The sequence below is a fragment of the Plantactinospora sp. CA-290183 genome (assembly GCF_050936375.1).
GTDB lineage: Bacteria > Actinomycetota > Actinomycetes > Mycobacteriales > Micromonosporaceae > Plantactinospora.
Genome location: NZ_JBNJMX010000001.1, coordinates 257,654 through 272,761 on the forward strand (window position 1 = coordinate 257,654; position 15,108 = coordinate 272,761).

The window sequence follows — 15,108 nt, forward strand, 5'->3', positions numbered from 1 at the left end:
CTCCATCGAGTCACGGCCCTTGGTCACCTTGCCAGGGCGGGCAACGAGCCGCGGCCCGAGTATCTGGGGCCGGACTGCGGGGCGACGGCAGCGCCGGCCCGGCCTTGCCGAAGTTCTCCCAGTAGTACAGGGCGACAAGATCATGGGCTTCGCCCAGCAGCCGGTTCGTCTCCGCCTCGCGGTCGGGGCGCCGCAGGAGGTATTTGTACGCCCGGACGATCCCGCTGACGACCGGGGCAATCTGGGTCTGGCCGAGATGTTCCTGGCAGTAGTCCACGGCCACCCGTAGCAGCGCCTCTGTCGCCTGGAAGCGGCGTCGCCGATACGGTGCGGCGAGCAGGTTCTGGAGCATGACCGCAGCCTGGCTGATCGTCATCTCCGCCAGCCAACGCGCCAACGAGGCCCGCGCGCGGCGCCGGTCGTAGACGTCGCCGGACGAGAGGGTCAGGCGGAGCCACATCGTCCTGATCAACGTCGATTCCGGTTGCTCGGCGAGCCAGGCCTGGGTGTCCCGGACGAGTTTCGCGACGGCGGCCCGGGCGTCGGCCGGCGCGTCGAGGGCGACTTCGAGAGCCTTCTGCCGGAGGACCGCGTCGTACGGGTACCGGTCCAGGTGCTCCACGATCCGGCCGAGGTACGGGATGAGCGCCGTCCTGCCCGAGGCGTGGATCGCCGTGTTGATCAGTGGGGAGAGGGTTCCCCGACGATCTCCCTGGCTCAGGTGCCGCATCAGGTTCTGCAGCATGGCCGAGCGCACCTCGGGTGCGTCCCGCGCGGCGTCGAACATGAGGCGCGCGCGGTCCGGCGCGAGGGTGAAGTCGGCCCGGAGCAGGATCTCCCTCGGTCCGGCGGGCTCGTCCGCCGACACACCGAGACGCTCGTCCGCCGGCACATCAAGAGCCGGCAGACCGAGCCGGGTGTGGTACAACTGCAGAATCTGCAGGGCCAGCCAGCTCGCCTCCCGAGGATCGCGGAGGAACTCGACCAGCAGATCCCTGATGGGCGTGATCAGCGCGTCCAGCAGCCGTACGTCGGACTCCAACTGCACGGCGAGGTGCACGATGGAGACGAGGGTGACCCGCTGGTTGAGCAGCCCGCTCGTCAGGCCGTCCGCCAAGCGGGCGAGGAGGCCGAGCGCCCGCTCCCGGTCGGTGGTGGCGATCGACAGCAGGACCGCGGAAATCGCCCACGGCGCCTCCCGGCCGTCGAGCAGATCGGCGGTGAAGAGCCACGCCAGCGGGTCGAAGGGTTGGGCCGGCCGGATCTCGTTGGCGAGGCGGGCGATGCTCGGGTGCGCCGTCGTGATGAACGCTCCGGCAGCGCGGCGGCCCATCTGGAAGATGTGCCAACCGTCGTTGCTGACGAGCCGGGTGACGGCGAACCTGATGTCATCCGGGTCGACCCGCTGGCCACTGCTGTGCACCAGGATCTGTTGCAGCACCTCCTCCGGCGTCGGCACGTCCTCGGCGTGCAGGGCCGCCACGAGCAGGTAGGCGCGGACCAGCCAGGGCAGTCGGTGCGGTGCGAGGCGTGGATCGATGACCTCGCCGTCGTTGAGCGTCTCCCACATCCGCCGGACGATCTCCCGGACGTCCCGGCCCGACGAGACCTCCAGGGTGAGGACGAGAAGGTCGTCCGCCCGGTCCGCGTAGCGTTCCGGATCACGCCCGTAGAGCGCCGCGAGGGTACGGCGCTCCCGCTCGGTGGGCGCGTGCAGCACCACGTGTTCCGAGTCGATGCCGTAGCGGATGTTCCAGGCGTGCCGGTCGAAGAGCAGCGTGGGACTCGCCGCGAGCGCGGCGAACCCTGCGGCGTCCACCGCGGCCAGCCTCTCGAGCAGGTGGACGAAGGCGCTGTTGTCCTTGAACGGGTCGTCCAGCAGGAGCAGGACCGGACCGAACGCCTCGGCGGCGTCGAGGAGCCGCGCGATCACGTGCTCCACGTCAGGCTCCTGAAGCGGCCGCCGGTTGGTGCCGAAGTCGGCCACCACGCACCGGCCCTGCCCGACCAGCTCGGCGGCAACGCGCTTGACCAGGGTCGTCTTGCCCGCCCCGGGTGAGCCCGTGACGGTCAACAGGGGCAGGCTCTCCCGTGGGGACCTCGCCACGAGGCTCTCCAGGGCCAGGTTCAGGATCTCACCCGTCTGGTCCCGTTCGATGAACCCGCTGTCGGGGCTCTCGCCGCCGACGACATCGGACCACCTGGCCGTTCTCGCGATGAACCGCTCGGCCCGGCCGTTCCCGGCTGACCGCAACGTGTCCACCGTGACCAGGTCGAACCACTGGTTCTTGAGGTGCGCGGCGGTCGGCCTGCCCCGGTCCGCCGGCTCGTTGCCGGCGGCGGTCGGGCGGAGCGGCGCGGCCGGGTCGAGGGGGCGGGCGCCCCGGTTGGTGCTCTTCTCCCGTTCCGCCTCGGCGCGCAGCCGTTCCCACCAGCCCAGGTGGTGCGGGCGGTGGCCGTCGCCCCGCGCCGACGTCTCCAACTCAGCGACGAGGAACCGCAGCGCCGCCCTGCTCCCACCGCTGGGGACGGACTTCCCGTTGATCCAGTCGCTCAGCGACTGCGGTGTCAGCTTCACCGGCGGCCGGCGGGCACCGCCGGCCCGTACCAGGGCGTCCAGGGGCGGCCTGCCGGCGGTCTCGTACAGCGCCTTCAGCTCGCGGGCGAGCTGGGCCGCCGCCGGGAACGGGTCGCTCACCGGGACTGTCCGTCCTGGTAGGAGGTTGTCCGGACCGGATCCGGTCCGGAAAACTCGTGCACCCGCAGTAGCCTGCGCATATTCGTACGGTAGCGCGGGGGCACATCGCCGGATACCGGCCGGTGTGGCGGGCTTGCCTCACCGACAAGGTTGTGGAGGTGCCCGTCCGATGTCTCTACTGTCCGCTGTGCACGATGGTGCCCTGGCCGCCGGGGTGGCGAGCCTGCTCTATGCCGGCACCGTCACCACCGCCGCCCTGACCGCGCTGCTCGCGCCGAGCCCGGCCCGCCGCCGCGCCGGCAGGGAGGTGTTGACCATCCTGCTGCGCCGGGGCGGGTCGCGGTGATCCGCCGCCGCCGTCCCGGCCGGGCCGTCGCGCGCCCGGACACCTCGGCACCGGCCGTGGCGTCCGGGCGCCGCGCCGGCTTCCGGGTGTACGCCGATCCGGCCGGTCACCCGTTCTGCCGGGTCCGTGGCCGGGACTACAAGCCCGGCCGACCGTTTCCGATTCCCGGGAACCTTTCGCCGCTCCCGTTGGTGGGAGTGGTGAGGAGAGGGGCCCCGGGGTGAGGGATCGGAACGCGGTCGCCGACGTGTACGCCGCGAGCTTCCGTCGGTTGATCGTCCAGCTGTACGCCGTCACCGGCGACCTGAGCGAGGCGCAGGAGGTGGTGCAGGAGGCGTTCGTACGGGCGCTGGGCGTGCCGGGGCGCTTCGCGGAGCTGGAGAACCCGGAGTCCTGGCTGCGCCGGGTCGCGGTGAACCTGGCCCGCACCCGGTACCGGCGCCGCCGGACCCTGGACACCCTGCTTCGCCGGACCGGCCCGCCACCCGTGGTGCCGGACCCCTCCGCGGAGCACGTCGCGCTGATGACCGCGCTGGGTCAGCTGCCGGCCGGTCAACGGCACGCGCTCGCCCTGCACTATCTGGCCGACCTGCCCGTGGACGAGGTCGCCCGCACCCTCGACGTCTCCGTGGGCACGGTCAAGTCGCGGTTGTCCCGTGGCCGTACCGCGCTCGCCGCCCTCCTCACCGAGCCTGCCGACCTCGCGCGTTCCGGGAGCAGCTGATGCCGACGTACCCCTTCGATCCCCGCACCGTGGCCGACGCCGCGACGCAGCCGCCACTGGCCGACCTGGCTCTCCGGGCCGGGCGACGCGCGCGGCGGCGCCGCCTGCTGGGGTCCGCCCTCGCCGTCGGAGGGCTCGCGCTCGGCGCCGCGGTGGCCGTGCCGGTGCTGGGCGGCCAGGGCCGGGACGGCGTCCCGGCGGCGGACGCCCGGGCCGAGGGAACCTTCTTCACCAGCACGGTGGTGGCCGACCCGCGCACGGTGGTCGCGGTGAAGTGGAGCGAGTGCGCGGTGGCGGTCAGCGTCAGCACCGACGCCGGCACGACCTGGACGCCCTACCGGGGGCCGGTCGAGTGGCGGGACTGTGGCATCCCCGTCAGCAGCTCCTACCAGGTGCTGACACCGAGCCTCTACGTCGCGACGGTGCAGTGGCAGCGGTACCTGAGCCGCGACGCCGGGGTGACCTGGCAGCGGGCGGACGACCGCCGGCACGCCGTCGAGGTGCTGCCGGCGGAGGCCGAGCCGTACGGCGAGGGGCGGGAGAGCGTCGACCGTGTCACCGGCGACCTGTACCAGTTGAGTTCCCCGGATTTTCCGCTGCCCGACGTGTGGGCGCTCCGGGCGACTCCGGACGGCACGCTCTGGGCGGTCGGGGACCGCGTCACCTCGGCACAGCAGACCCAGGCACCCGAGGTGGTGCGCAGCGCCGACCGGGGTCGTACCTGGGAGCCGGCGGGTCAGCCGCCGTCGACGGGCGGCACTCCGCTCCTGGTGGCCGGCGACGCGCGGCGGGCGTACCTGCTCGGGCCGGGCGTGGTCCACCGGACGCGGGACGGCGGCGTGAGCTGGGCGACCGCCGGGGCGCCGTGGCGGGTGCCGCTGACGGCCACGGTCAACGCCGCGGGCGCGCTGCTGATCTGTGAGCGGCGGTCGGACGGCGGGTTCACCGCCTGGGCGAGCCGGGACGGCGGCCGTACCTTCGACCGGGGAGAGACCGTGTCGGTGCCGGGCGCACCGACCGGGGGCCACACCGCCGGCCTGCTCTGGGTGGCCGGCGGCGACGGCTCGGCCGCGCTGAGCACCGACGGTCGCAGCTGGCAGCGGACCCGTCCCCGCCCCCGATGAGACGGGCCGGGAAGAACCCGCTGCCGTGGGCCGACCGGGCGTGAGGTTTGCTCCCGGTCGATCCGGGTACCGCACTCAGCAGTGCCGAAGCGTAGCCGACCGGCGCATCCGGTCGTTCTCCGTACGGTGCATCCGCCTAGCTGGGAGGCGACCATGGAGAGCCGGTTCAAGGTACTGGGTCACCCGGTACATCCGATGCTGGTGATGTTTCCGATCGCCCTCTTCGTGGTCGCGGTGATCTTCGACCTGATCGACGCGGCCGGCGGCCCGGAGGTCCTGGGTGAGCTGGCGTTCTGGAACATCCTGGTCGGATTGATCGGTGGTGTGCTGGCGGTGGTGGCCGGCGCGGTCGACCTGCTCGCGGTGCCAGCCGGTACCCGGGCGAAGCGGGTCGGTGTCGCACACGCCTCGGCCAACGTGGCGGTGCTGCTGCTCTTCGGCGCGATCTGGGCGGTCCGGATGGCGGCCGACGACCGGGGATCCGGCGGCGCGTTGATCGCCATCGAGGTCGTCGCGCTCGGCGGGGTGGCCCTCGGCGCCTGGCTCGGCGGCGAGCTGGTGGACCGGCTCGGTGTCGGGGTGGACCCGGACGCCGACCTCAACGCGTCCTCCTCGCTGCGCCCGCGCGCCGGAGAGAGCCGGCTGCGCCGCCGGGTCGGGGACCCGAGTTGACCAGGCGCAGGGCGCAGGGCACGAGGCACGGACGACAGGGCATCACGGTGACGGTGGTACGGGAGGTGGAGCGGCGTAATGGGTGACGCGGTGCGTGGCGGGGAACGTGGTTGGGATCCGTTCGGGGAGATCCAGGCGCTCCGGGCGGAGCTGCGCCGGCTGCTCGGCGGGCGCGGTGGCAGCACCCCCGACGTGGAACTGAACTCCACCGACGACGGCTGGACGGTGGTCGTGCGGCTGCCCGGGGTCGCTCCCGAGGAGGTCGCCCTCGAACTCGACGACCGCGAACTCTGCGTCCGGGCCCGCTCGGAGGCGGAGGTCAACGCCGACCACGGGATGGCCGGCAGCGGGGACCGCACCCGCGCCTTCGAGCACCGGGTACAACTGCCGGCGCCGGTCGACGCGGAGCGTATCGACGCGGTGATGGACCACGGCCTGCTCACGGTGACCCTGCCCAGGGCCGGCCAGAGCAGTCGCCGCACCATCACCATCGGCCAGCGGCGCTTCGACCCGGGCCAGCGGGGCAGCGGTACGCCGGGCGGCGCGCCCGCCCCGGTGGACCCGGCCGCCGACCGGGAGCTGCACCACCCCGACACCGCGGCCGGCACCTCGGCGCGTACGGGTTGACCGGACACGCGGCGCCGGATCGATGATCGGCAAGGTACGGGACCTCGTCGACGACGTCGAGCGCATCGCCGTACTCCGGGCCAACGCGCTCGGTGACTTCATCTTCGTCCTGCCGGCGCTGGACGCGCTCCGGGCCAGCTATCCGCACGCCGAGCTGGTGCTGATCGGCGCACCCTGGCACGAGCGGCTGCTGCGGGACCGGCCCGGCCCGGTCGACCGGGTGCTGGTGGTGCCGCCCGCGCCCGGCATCCGGGCCGGCGGAGCGGACGAGCCGGCATTCTCGACGGACTCGCTCGACCGTTTCCTGGCCGACGCCCGGCGGGAGCGCTTCGACATCGCGCTCCAGATGCACGGGGGCGGGCGCAACTCCAACCCGTTCGTCGCCGCCCTCGGCGCCCGGCTGACCGCCGGCCTGCGTTCCCCGGACGCGCCGCCGCTGGACCGGTGGCTGCGCTACGTCTACTACCAGCCGGAGATCGTCCGCTACCTGGAGGTCGCCGCGCTGGTCGGCGCCAGCCCGACCACGGTGGTACCCCGACTGGTCGCGACCGACGCCGACCTCGCCGAGGCGCGGGCGGTCCTCGGCCCGCCGGACCGGCCCCGGGTCGCGCTGCACCCGGGCGCGAGTGACCCGCGCCGCCGCTGGCCGGCGGAACGGTTCGCCGAGGTCGCCGCCCGGCTGGCCGCCGACGGGTACGAGGTGCTGGTCACCGGCACCCCCGAGGAGCGCGACCTCGCCGACCGGGTGGTCGAGGCGGCCCGCGCGCCGGTGCGCTCGCTGGTCGGGGAACTCTCGCTGGGCGGCCTGATCGGCTGCTACCGCGACTGCGCGGTGGTCGTCTCGAACGACACCGGGCCGGTGCACGTCGCCGCCGCCCTGGACACCCCGACGGTCGGCATCTTCTGGGTCGGCAACCTGATCAACTGCGCGGTGCCGCTGCGCGGCCGGCACCGGCCGATCGGCTCGTGGACCATCCACTGCCCGGAGTGCGGGATCGACTGCAGCCGGGACATCTACCCGGCCCGGCCCGGCGACGGTACCTGCACGCACCAGGTCTCCTTCGTCACCGACGTACCGGTGGTGGAGGTGCTGGACGCGGTGGCCGACCTGGTCACGCCGTACGGTGGGGTTCGTTGAGCACGACCTCCCAGGCCTCCATGGTCCGCTCGGTGACCGTGGTCGGCGCCTCCAGGTGGTACGCGCCGCTGGGCAGCACGCCGGCGCCGGCGTACCGGCCCATCACCGCGAGCTGCGCGGCCACGTCCTCGCCCTGGTGCCCCGGGTCCAGTCGGCTCCAGAAGTCGAAGCCGCCGGCCGCCCGCAGTCGGGCCCGGTCGAAGAGCACACACCCGCCGATCCAGGAGACCTTGTACGCGCGCCACTGTCCCGGCGGCAGCCGCCGGGCGGCGGTCACGTGCAGCAGGTTGGCGGCCGAGTGGATCTGCGCGCGGTCCCACTCCGGGGTGCCGGGTCGGGGGTGCTCCGGCACCGGCCGCCCCTCCCACTCGGCGTAGTGCCGGTGCGTCTCCGGCCGGACGTCATCCAGATAGGACAGCCCGTGTACGGCGTTGCCGACGAACCCGCAGTCGAGTTCCCGGATCGCGGTGAGCAGCCGGTCGACCGTGCCCGGTTCCAGCCAGACGTCGTCGTCCAGATAGAGCACGTACCGGGCCTGCGACTGCTCCAGCAGGTAGGCGCGGTGCTCGGCCAGCCCGCGCCGGGGCAGCCGCCGGGTGAGCAGCACGGGGTGCCCCCGGTGGCGCAGCACCCGGACCATCGTCGCCGCCGCCGGCTCCTCCCAGGACGGCGGCCCGGTGGACTGGTCGCTGACCACCACGCCGAAGCCGTGCGCACCGTCCGGCTCGGCCCGCCCGCCCTGCTGCGCGGCCAGGCCGGCGAGGGTGACGGCCAGCTCGGCCGGTCGGTCCCGGGTCGGGATCAGCACGTCCAGCGGCCGGGACAGCAGGAACTCCCGCCGGCTGCCGCACTCCAACGGCCGGGTGGACCGGCCCGGTCCCGTCACGCCGGTTGGGTACGCGCCGGCGCGGTCTCCCCGCCACCGGCGGCGGCACCCCGTCCGTCCGCACCGGCCGCGCTTCCGTCGCCCGCCACCGGCCCGTCCACCGGTACCCGCCGGTCGTCGCCGTGGGAGCGGATCCGGTCGATGATCGCCGACGTCGACCGGTCCGGTACGTACCCGAGGGTGCGGACCTGCCCGCCGAGGCTGCGTACCAGCGGAGCCTCCGGGACCATCTCCGGCGGGTAGTCGCCGCCCTTGACGTACACGTCGGGGCGGAGCGCCTCGATCAGGGCGGTCGGCGAATCCTCCTCGAAGACCACCACGTGGTCGACGCAGCCGAGCGCGGCGAGCAGGGCCACCCGGTCCTCCACCGGGTTCACCGGCCGGTCCGTGCCCTTGATCCGGCGTACGCTCTCGTCGGAGTTGACCGCGACCACCAGCAGGTCACCCAGCCGGCGCGCCTGGTCGAGGTAGCGCACGTGCCCCCGGTGCAGCACGTCGAAGCAGCCGTTGGTGAAGACGATGCTGCGCCCCTCGCCCCGGCGCCGCTCGACGAGCCCGACCAGCCCGTGGTGGTCGAGCACCACCTCCGGCTGGTCGTCGCGGGGCGCGCCGAGCGCGCCGAGCAGGTCGTCGCGGAAGCAGACGCAGGTGCCGGTGTCCGAGACCGTGGTGGTGGCGGCGAGTTGGGCGAGCTGCGCGGCGGTGGGCAGCGGCGCGTCGGCGGCCAGGGCCAGGGTCATCGCCGCCAGGTACGCGTCACCGGCGCCGACGGCGTAACTGGCCGGCACCGGGGTGGCGTGGCTGCGCCGCGAACGGCCGTCGGCCCCGCCGACGACCGCGCCCTCGGTGTCGAGGGTGACCGCCACGACGTCCGCACCGGTGCGCTCGCGCAGTTCGGCCAGGCGCGCCTGGGCCAGCACCGCCCGGCTGGCGCCGCCGTCCGTCACCGGGCGGCCGGCACCGCTCGCCCGCTCGTCCCCGGCGACCACGATGTCGTCCCCGGCGACCCCGATCTCGTCGCCGGTCACGGTGATGCCGTCGCCGCCCGCCGGTCCGTCGTCGTCGCGCCCCGGTCCGGTACCCGCCGGCGGGGAACCGTCGCCGCTGCTCCCGGCACCCTCCCCGTCGCCCGCGGCGGCATCGGCGCCGACGGTCGAGTGGCCCGGGCCGGCGTTGCCCCGGGTCGCGGTGGTGGTCCCGTCGGCGGAGACGCTGATCCGGGTGCCGGCGACCGCCGACGTCGGGCTCGGCCGGTTGTCCGGCTCGACCGGGCGGTTGAGCAGCCGGGTCGCCTCGGCGAAACTCGGGGTGACCACCGTCGGGGCCAGTCCCCGCCAGTAGGCGAGGTCGTGGGCGTCCAGGGCGACGGTGGCGAACCGGCCCCGGTTGCGCACCAGCCAGCCCCGTACCGGCTCGGGCAGGGCACCGAGCCCGTAGTCGCAGACCACCAGCGTCGGCGCCTCGCCGTCCCGGTCGGCGCGCAGCTCCTCGGTCGCCCGGTCCAGCGCGCTGAGTAGCCGGTGTACGCCCTCCTCGGGCAGGGTCTCGTCGGCGTCGCCCTCGTCCTCGCGCAGCAGTATCTGGTCGGCGGCGAGCAGCCGGCGCTTCACCGGGGTCGGCCGCCCCGGCTGGCTGATGGTGCGGTCCCACACGCCGGCCCGGTCGAGGCAGTCGTGCAGCTCGTCCCCGGCAACGTCCGCGCCGACCGGGGCGACCAGGGCGGCCCGACCACCCAGCGCGGTGAGGTTGACGGCGGTGTTCGCGGCGCCGCCGGCCGCGGTCAGCCGGCGCCGCAACGTCAGTACGGGCGCGGGTGCCTCCCGGCAGAGCCGGTCGGATTCGGCGAACCGCCACTCGTCGAGCATCGCGTCGCCCACGACCAGTACGCCGCGCCCGAGCCAGCTCTCCACCACCGCGGCCAGGCGTCGTTGCTCCGCTGCCTCTGTCGCCATGCGCTGCGGGTCCCCAGCACCACCAGCACCAAACCACCGGGTGTAAGGAAGGGCCCCTTCCTATCGTTTTCTGTATAGGAAGGGCCCCCTCCTAACAGGTCAGCCTGTGACCCGGCGCACCGAGTGGGGTGTTTGGCCCGGGCCGTCCCGGGCACGTCATTCACTGCAAGACGAAAACTGGGTGCGACGCCCGGAAGGAGAAGCGAATGACAGCGACATTGCACGGTAAGCGGATCGCCTTCCTGGCCACCGACGGCGTGGAGGAGGTCGAGTACACCCAGCCCCGCCAGGCGGTCGAGGCGGCCGGCGGCAGGGTGGAACTGGTCTCCCTGGAGGCCGGCTCGATCCAGGCGTTCAACCACCTCGACAAGGCCGGGACGTACGACGTGGACGTGACCGCCGCGCAGGCGGACCCGCAGTCGTACGACGGTCTGGTCCTGCCCGGTGGGGTGGCCAACCCGGACGCCCTGCGGGCCGACCCCGACGTGCTCCGGTTCGTCCGGGCCTTCTTCGACGCCGGCAAGCCGGTGGGCGCGATCTGCCACGCACCGTGGACGCTGATCGACGCCGACGTGGTCAAGGGCCGCACGCTCACCTCGTGGCCCAGCCTGCGTACGGACCTGTCGAATGCGGGCGCGCAGTGGGTGGACGAGGAGTGCCACGTCGACAACGGCCTGGTGACCAGCCGCAAGCCGGACGACCTGCCGGCGTTCTGCGCGAAGCTCGTGGAGGAACTCGGCGAGGGCCGGCACTGAGTTTTCCGGCCGGGTCCCTTCCCATCGCCCCTCCCGGGCGGGAAGGGACCCCTTCCCCTGTCCGGTGTGCTCCGGGCACATGATCGCGATCACAAACCGGGCGTTCGACCGCGCTGCGCCGTTGCCGGGGGTCGAGACTGGCGCCGCAGGCATTTTCCGTGCCAGCGGGGGGAGAAGGCAGCATGAGCACCGCGGAACAGGCGCGCCCGAGGTTGACCCACCGGCAGATCCGGTTGCTGATGGTCGGTCTGATGACCGGCATGCTGCTCGCCGCGCTGGATCAGACCATCGTGGGTACGGCGCTGCCGACGATCGTCGGGGAGCTGGGCGGGATCAACCACTACTCGTGGGTGGTCACGGCGTACCTGTTGGCCTCGACCGCCTCCACCCCGCTGTACGGCAAGATGGCCGACCTGTACGGGCGCCGGCCGGTCTTCCTCTTCTCCATCGGGACGTTCCTGGTCGGCTCCCTGCTGGCCGGTCTCTCCCAGGACATGACGCAGTTGATCATCACGCGCGGCATCCAGGGGCTGGGCGCCGGTGGCCTGATGACGCTCGCCTTCACGATCATCTCCGACGTGGTGTCGCCCCGGGAACGCGGTCGCTACCAGGGTCTGTTCGGGGCCGTCTTCGGCCTCTCCTCGGTGGCCGGCCCGCTGGTGGGCGGCTACTTCGCCGAGCACGACTGGCGGTGGATCTTCTACATCAACGTGCCGCTGGCGATCGTGGCGATCTTCGTCTGCTACCACGTGATGCGGCTGATCCCGTTCACCCGGCGCAAGCACGCGATCGACTGGCTGGGCGCGGCACTGCTGGTGGCCGGGGTGAGCAGCCTGCTGCTCGCGCTGAGCTGGGGCGGCAACGAGTACGCCTGGACCTCCGGTGTGATCCTCGGGCTCTTCGCGGCCGGCGCCGTCCTCACGGTGCTGTTCCTGCTCCAGGAGGCCCGGGTCGCCGAGCCGATCCTGCCGCTCAAGCTGTTCCGCCGGCCGACCTTCGCGCTGGGCAACACCGCCGGTTTCGTACTCGGTCTGGTGATGTTCGGGTCGATCATCTTCATCCCGCTCTACCTGCAGATCGTCAAGGGCGCCTCGCCGACCGACAGCGGTCTGCTGATGCTGCCGATGATGGCCGGCATCATCGTCACCTCGGTGCTCTCCGGGCGGGCGATCAGCCGGATCGGCCGGTACAAGTGGTTCCCGGTCGCCGGGGCGGTGGTCCTGGTGGCGGGCATGCTGCTCTTCACCCAGTTGCAGGTGGACACGCCGCTCTGGGTGTCGTTCATCTACATGGTGATCATCGGCGTCGGGCTCGGCCTCTGCATGCAGTCGCTGGTGCTCGCCGTACAGAACGCGGTCGAGGTCCGCGACCTCGGTGCCGGTACGTCCGCCGCGACCTTCTTCCGTTCGCTCGGGGGCTCGTTCGGGGTGGCCATCCTCGGTGCGGTGCTCTCGTCCCGGCTGACCAGCGGGCTCAACGAGCGGCTGCCCGCCGCGCTGGCTCAGCTGCCGCCGGAGCAGGCGGCGCAGGTGGCCGGCGGCGGCCGGGAGATCTCGATCAACGAGCCGTCGCGGATCCTGGCGCTGCCCGAGCCGGTACGCCACGCCATCCAGGAATCGTTCGTCGGCGCGCTGCACGTGGTCTTCCTGGTCGCCGGGCTGATCGCGATCGTGGCGGTGGCGGTGACCCTGGCCATGCCCGACCGCGAGCTGCGCGGCGGGCCGCCGCCCGGTTCGGACGATCGGCTGGCCCGGGACGACCGGGACGACGCCGCCGCCGAGATGGAAGCCAACAGCCAGACGATGATCTGAGGGGTTAAGCGGGGGCCCTTCCTATACCGAAAGCGATAATGGGGGGCCCTTCCTTACACCGTGTGCACTACTTGAGGACGACGCGGCCGTCGCGTTCGAAGGCGGCGAGGTCGTCGAGGGTCTCCAGCACGGTGGAGGAGAGTGGTGCGGGAAGCGCCTCCGCCGCGAAGAAGCCGGCGTTGGTGGTCTCGTCGGTGGCCGTGGCGAGTTCGCCGGACCAGGCGTCGACCCGGAAGAGGGTCACGAAGAGCTGGTACGTGTCGCCGTACATGTTGGTGAAGGTGCGGTCCGGGCCGGTGTGCAGCGCGAACGGGGTCACCTCGGTCGCGGTCAGCCCGGTCTCCTCCCAGACCTCCCGTACGGCACACTCGGCGATCGACTCGCCCAGCTCCATCGCGCCGGCCGGCATCGCCCAGTAGCCGTTGTCGGAGCGCTCGATGAGCAGCACCCGGCCGTCGGCGTCGCGTACCACGGCGCGGGCACCGACGAACATCAACGTCCGGTCCCCGGCGAGCGCGCGGAGTTGGCCGAGGTACGACTCGGACCAGGGGACACTGCTCATCTGGCACTCCAAGGCTGGTCAGGATGTGAGCTGCGACACTAGTTTGTTGCCATGCGTAGCACGATGATGGACGCGCCCCTGCAGGTTTCCCGCATCCTCGAGCACGGCAGCACGCTGCACGGCGCGGTCGAGGTGGCCACCTGGACCGGAGACGGCGCCCGCCGGATGACGTACGCCGAGGTCGGCGCGGACGCCGCGCGCCTCGCCCACGCGCTCCGCGACGAGCTGGGGGTGACCGGTGACCAGCGGGTCGCCACCTTCATGTGGAACAACGCCGAACACCTGATCGCGTACTTCGCGGTGCCGAGCATGGGGGCGGTGCTGCACACGTTGAACATCCGGCTCTTTCCGGAGCAGGTCGGCTACATCGCCACGCACGCGCAGGACCGGGTGGTGCTGGTCGACGCGACGCTGGTCCCGGTGCTCGCCAGGGCGTTGCCCGGCATGTCCACTGTAGAGCACGTGGTGGTGGTCGGTGACGCCGATCCGGCGCCGCTGCTCGCGGCCGGCGCCGGGCGGATCGCCGTACACCGGTGGGTCGACCTGCTGCGCGACCGCCCGGACCGGTACGACTGGCCGGAGCTGGACGAGCGCGACGCGGCGGCGCTCTGCTACACCTCCGGCACCACCGGCAACCCGAAGGGCGTCGCCTACTCGCACCGGTCCATCTGGCTGCACTCGTTGCAGATCTGCCTGCCGGAGGGGTTCGGCCTCGGCCCCACCACCCGGGAACTGGCGATCGTGCCGATGTTCCACGCGATGTCCTGGGGCATCCCCTACGCAGCGTTCCTCTCCGGCGCCTCCCTGATCATGCCGGACCGGTTCCTCCAGGGACCGGCCATCGCCGCCATGATCTCCGCCGAGCGGCCGACGCTGGCCGGCGCGGTGCCGACCATCTGGGCCGACCTGCTCACCCACCTGGACGCCAACGAGGTCGACACCTCCTCGCTGACCGAGGTGATCGTCGGCGGCTCCGCCTGCCCGCCCGCGCTGATGCACGCCTTCGCCGACCGGCACCGGATCGACGTGATCCACGCCTGGGGGATGACCGAGATGTCGCCGCTCGGGTCCGTCGCCCGGCCGCCGGCCGGCGCCACCGGCGAGCGGGCCTGGCGCTACCGCTACACCCAGGGGCGGGTGCCGGCCGGGGTCGCCGCCCGGATCGTCGGCCCGTCCGGTGAGCCGCTGCCCGCCGACGGCCGGGCCGTCGGCGAGCTGGAGGTCCGGGGGCCGTGGGTCACCGGCCGGTACGTCGGCGACGAGGTGCCCGACCCGGAGAAGTTCCGCGACGGCTGGCTGCGTACCGGGGACGTCGGCACGCTCTCCGCGGACGGCTACATCACCCTGACCGACCGGGCCAAGGACGTGATCAAGTCCGGTGGCGAGTGGATCTCCTCGGTCGAGCTGGAGAACGCCCTGATGGCCCATCCGCAGGTGCGGGAGGCGTGCGTGGTGGGGGTGCCGGATCCCCGGTGGGGTGAACGGCCCCTCGCCACCGTGGTGTGCCGCCCCGGCGCGGCGGTCACCCCCGAGGAACTGCGCGACTTCCTCGGCAGCCAGGTGGCCCGGTGGCAACTGCCGGAACGGTGGGCGTTCGTCGAGACGGTGCCGAAGACGTCGGTCGGCAAGTTCGACAAGAAGCGGGTCCGGGAGGACTTCGCCGACGGCGCGTACGAGGTCCACGAGCTGCCGGGCTGACCCCGGCCGGCGGCCCCCGCTCGGCCAGCGCGATCAGCGTGTCGAGCCGCCCGGCCGCCCACGGATCCAGGTCGGCGGGCCGCTGCGCGGCGATCCGCCGCCAGCCCGCGAAGTC

Annotated in this window: 13 protein-coding genes; 9 read left to right on the forward strand and 4 right to left on the reverse strand. The window is 73.0% G+C overall.

The features are described 5' to 3' along the window. Positions 1-10: 10 nt before the first annotated feature. The gene (locus ACQEUR_RS01225; RefSeq protein ID WP_433024130.1) at positions 11-2,698 is read right to left on the reverse strand and encodes a hypothetical protein; all 2,688 of its coding nucleotides are present in this window, start codon (positions 2,696-2,698) and stop codon (positions 11-13) included. 169 nt (positions 2,699-2,867) lie between these two features. On the opposite strand from ACQEUR_RS01225, the gene ACQEUR_RS01230 reads away from it, so the two are divergent. From ACQEUR_RS01230 to ACQEUR_RS01255, 6 genes are all read left to right on the forward strand, one after another. Next, positions 2,868-3,044: a hypothetical protein gene (locus tag ACQEUR_RS01230; RefSeq protein ID WP_433024132.1), complete on the forward strand. Its 177-nt coding sequence runs from the start codon at positions 2,868-2,870 to the stop codon at positions 3,042-3,044. A 220-nt stretch (positions 3,045-3,264) separates the two neighbouring features. Beyond that, on the forward strand, positions 3,265-3,768 hold the full coding sequence (locus tag ACQEUR_RS01235) for an RNA polymerase sigma factor (RefSeq protein WP_433024134.1): 504 nt from the start codon (positions 3,265-3,267) through the stop codon (positions 3,766-3,768). After that, positions 3,768-4,892 carry a hypothetical protein gene (locus ACQEUR_RS01240; protein ID WP_433024136.1) on the forward strand — a complete coding sequence of 375 codons (1,125 nt, stop codon included), beginning with the start codon at positions 3,768-3,770 and terminating at the stop codon, positions 4,890-4,892. Before ACQEUR_RS01235 ends, ACQEUR_RS01240 begins: the two co-directional genes overlap by 1 nt. A 153-nt stretch (positions 4,893-5,045) precedes the next feature. Continuing rightward, positions 5,046-5,564: a DUF2231 domain-containing protein gene (locus tag ACQEUR_RS01245; protein WP_433024138.1), complete on the forward strand. Its 519-nt coding sequence runs from the start codon at positions 5,046-5,048 to the stop codon at positions 5,562-5,564. 78 nt (positions 5,565-5,642) lie between these two features. Continuing rightward, a complete protein-coding gene (locus ACQEUR_RS01250; RefSeq protein ID WP_433024139.1) occupies positions 5,643-6,191 on the forward strand; it encodes an Hsp20/alpha crystallin family protein in 549 nt (182 codons plus the stop codon). 22 nt (positions 6,192-6,213) lie between these two features. Continuing rightward, the gene (locus ACQEUR_RS01255) at positions 6,214-7,329 is read left to right on the forward strand and encodes a glycosyltransferase family 9 protein (RefSeq protein WP_433024141.1); all 1,116 of its coding nucleotides are present in this window, start codon (positions 6,214-6,216) and stop codon (positions 7,327-7,329) included. Here ACQEUR_RS01255 and ACQEUR_RS01260 read toward each other — a convergent pair. Further along, complete coding sequence (locus tag ACQEUR_RS01260; RefSeq protein ID WP_433024143.1) at positions 7,304-8,215, reverse strand: glycosyltransferase; 912 nt, start codon at positions 8,213-8,215, stop codon at positions 7,304-7,306. The two genes, ACQEUR_RS01255 and ACQEUR_RS01260, sit on opposite strands and share 26 nt — an antisense overlap. Then, complete coding sequence (gene rfaE2 / locus ACQEUR_RS01265; protein ID WP_433024145.1) at positions 8,212-10,167, reverse strand: D-glycero-beta-D-manno-heptose 1-phosphate adenylyltransferase; 1,956 nt, start codon at positions 10,165-10,167, stop codon at positions 8,212-8,214. The genes ACQEUR_RS01260 and rfaE2 overlap by 4 nt, the downstream gene beginning before the upstream one ends. 206 nt (positions 10,168-10,373) lie before the next feature. Between rfaE2 and ACQEUR_RS01270 the strand changes: the two genes are divergently transcribed. After that, the gene (locus ACQEUR_RS01270; protein ID WP_433024147.1) at positions 10,374-10,922 is read left to right on the forward strand and encodes a type 1 glutamine amidotransferase domain-containing protein; all 549 of its coding nucleotides are present in this window, start codon (positions 10,374-10,376) and stop codon (positions 10,920-10,922) included. A gap of 182 nt (positions 10,923-11,104) precedes the next feature. Further along, entirely contained in the window at positions 11,105-12,733 is a 1,629-nt protein-coding gene (locus ACQEUR_RS01275) for an MDR family MFS transporter (RefSeq protein ID WP_433024149.1), read from the forward strand. A 67-nt stretch (positions 12,734-12,800) separates the two neighbouring features. On the opposite strand, the gene ACQEUR_RS01280 is transcribed toward ACQEUR_RS01275, so the two are convergent. Then, on the reverse strand, positions 12,801-13,295 hold the full coding sequence (locus tag ACQEUR_RS01280) for an NUDIX domain-containing protein (RefSeq protein ID WP_433024151.1): 495 nt from the start codon (positions 13,293-13,295) through the stop codon (positions 12,801-12,803). 66 nt (positions 13,296-13,361) lie between these two features. Between ACQEUR_RS01280 and ACQEUR_RS01285 the strand changes: the two genes are divergently transcribed. Then, positions 13,362-14,993, forward strand: a complete 1,632-nt coding sequence (locus tag ACQEUR_RS01285) for a long-chain fatty acid--CoA ligase (protein WP_433025853.1) — start codon at positions 13,362-13,364, stop codon at positions 14,991-14,993. Positions 14,994-15,108 lie beyond the last annotated feature (115 nt).